This is a genomic window from Porphyrobacter sp. TH134 (genome assembly GCF_002855495.1).
Taxonomy (GTDB): domain Bacteria; phylum Pseudomonadota; class Alphaproteobacteria; order Sphingomonadales; family Sphingomonadaceae; genus Erythrobacter.
Genome location: NZ_PKRO01000069.1, coordinates 5,334 through 8,060, shown reverse-complemented (window position 1 = coordinate 8,060; position 2,727 = coordinate 5,334). Strand labels below are relative to the sequence as shown.

Below are 2,727 nucleotides of genomic sequence, written 5' to 3'. Positions count from 1 at the left end.
CTATCAGCCGCTCAGCGCAAAACCTCTGCATCCAAAGCGTGAATCAGATTTTACGCCAAACGGGAATCCCCTAATCCCCACTTTCGCAACAGGTCTAGTGGATGAAACTGCAGGCTAGTTTATTTAGTGGCGGCGCGCTCCGCATACTTGGCTTGAAGGAGGTTCTGCTTTCTGCCGCGGCCTTGGTTGGTCTGGGGCAGGCTGCTCCCGCTTTTGCGCAATCACTTGGATCGGGCGCTCAGGCCGACGCGGGATCATCGACGCGCACTCACTTGCTGTCGCGGTTTGATCAGGACATCAGCCTTCCTGATCGTGTTGAAATCCGTCAGTCCACTGGCGCTGCGAAAGATCTATCCATCCTCTCGCCAGTTACCGGCGCGGCGCGTGAGCCTGTCGCCGTTACAAACCAGCAAACCCATCTCGTGCCGCGCGACCTGCCGGTCGGGGCCGATATCGTGTTCGGGGTGGTGACCATTGAGAGCGGCTCACCCACCAGCCTCACCATTCGTCAATCGAGCGACAAGGCAATCGTCAACTGGCAGAGCTTTGACATAGCTGCCGGGAACACGGTTGATGTCATGCAGCCCGGAGCGGATGCGAGCGCACTGTTCCGGGTGACGGGAGGTACTGATAGCCGGATTGCAGGCACTCTCACTGCCAACGGCAAGCTCTTCCTGATCAACCCCAATGGTATTGCAATCGGCGCGGGAGCGCAGATCAACACCGGTTCGTTCATCGCCTCCACCTTGGATATTGCCGATGCGGACTTTCTGAGCGGTAACCTCGCCTTTCGTCGCAGCGGGGCTGCGCAGGGTGTGTATAATGGCGGCTCCATTACGGTAAACGGTGGCGATATTGCCCTGCTCGGCAGTTCGGTAGTCAACGAGGGCGTGGTCTCGGCGCGGCTCGGTCGGATTGCTTATGGTGCTGGTGACGCGGTAACGCTCGATTTTGGCGGCGACAACTTCCTTTCGATCGCTGTGCCGGTTTCCGATGCGCATGGGCTTAAAGATGTGTTTGGGCGCGAGCTTTCGGCGCTCATCACGGCTGGTGGGCACAGCGAGGCGCAGGGCGGGCAGGTCTACATCAGTGCGCGCGCTGCGCGCGATCTCATTCTTGGCGCGGTGCGGCTGGACGGGGCGTTGATCGCCACGACCTTCCGTGAAGGCACCGATGGCCAGATCCATCTCGGCGCAATCGATGTGGATGGCGGCGACGGCGTGGTGCAGGCCCTCGACCGGATCGATGTGAGCGGCGGGGCAGATCTTGCGGGCGGATCGGTCCGCATTGCTGGGCGTGCGGTGGCGCTGGGCGGAGAGGTCAACGCCTCGGGCGAGCGCGGGGGTGGCTCGGTGGTCGTTGCCGCGACCTCGTTATTGAGCCTTGCGGCGCAGGTCGATGTGACCGGGCTGCGTGGTGATGGCGGCACGGTGCGCTACCAGTCGGGCGGCTCGATCGTGGAGAACACCAGTTCTGTCACCGATGTCTCAGGCGGTATCAGTGGCGGCAGGATCAGCGTGGCGGCGGCAGGCGATGTCGCCACCAGTGGCAGCTATTCCGCCGATGGCTTGCTGGGAGTTGGCGGACGCATTGATATCACCGGCAACTCTATCCGGCTGCTGTCCACGCAGCTGAGCGCCACGGGTTTCAAGCAGGGTGGGCTTGTGCGTGTGGGGGGGATGTTTGCGGGCGGCGCTGCCGACCGCGTGACGCGCCCCGATTACGAGCGATTTGAGGGCCGGTTTGGCAATCTGCCTGTGCTCGACAGCGCGCAAGCGACCTTCGTCAATGATGGTGTCGGCATCGATGTCTCGTCGTTGCGCGGCAACGGTGGTGGCGCGATCATCTGGTCAGACAAGCTCACGACCATGCTGGGAGCCGTCAACGCCGCCGGTGCACGCGGCGGCGGTACGGCGGAGGTCTCGGCCAAGCTCGAGCTGCGCTATATCGATCTGTCGCGGATTGACACCGGCGTGGGTGGGGAACTTCTGCTCGATCCGCAGAATGTCGTGATCGGCGACTTCGCACAGGGGTCCGCTTGGCAATACGCGGCCGTTATCGGTTTTCTGCCAGACAATCCAAGCCTTGCCGCCTTTTTCGGCAGTTCGGTCGCGCTCAATGCGGCAGGGGATCGCCTGGCGGTCGGGGCGACCGGCGATGACGGCTTCGGCGGTAGCTTAGCTAATTTCGGCTCGGTGCGGCTGTTCACCTTTGCCGATACCCGTTTTGGTGGCGGGGCGCTCGCGGGCACGATCGGGCGCGGTTACACCGGCACCGGCAATCTCGATCTCGGCACCGGGCTTGAAGCAAACGACGCTTTCGGCAGTTCGGTCGCGCTCAATGCGGCAGGGGATCGCCTGGCGGTCGGGGCGACCGGCGATGACGGCGTCGGCAATGGCTTTCTTAATTCCGGCTCGGTGCGGCTGTTCACCTTTGCCGATACCAGTTTTGGTGGCGGGGCGCTCGCGGGCACGATTGGGCGCGGTTACACGCTCGGGGGCAATATCGACCTCGGCATCGCGCTTGAAGCAAACGACGCTTTCGGCAGTTCGGTCGCGCTCAATGCGGCAGGGGATCGCCTGGCGGTCGGGGCGACCGGCGATGACGGCGTCGGCAATGTTGCCGGTGTTTCCGGCTCGGTGCGGCTGTTCACCTTTGCCGATACCAGTTTTGGTGGCGGGGCGCTCGCGGGCACGATTGGGCGCGGTTACACGCTCGGGGGCAATA

1 pseudogene is annotated in these 2,727 nt (G+C 63.1%); it reads left to right on the top strand.

Annotated elements, in window-relative coordinates:
• Positions 1 to 101: 101 nt before the first annotated feature.
• Positions 102 to 2,414: pseudogene (locus C0V72_RS15625) on the top strand (two-partner secretion domain-containing protein); the annotation flags it as partial.
• Positions 2,415 to 2,727 lie beyond the last annotated feature (313 nt).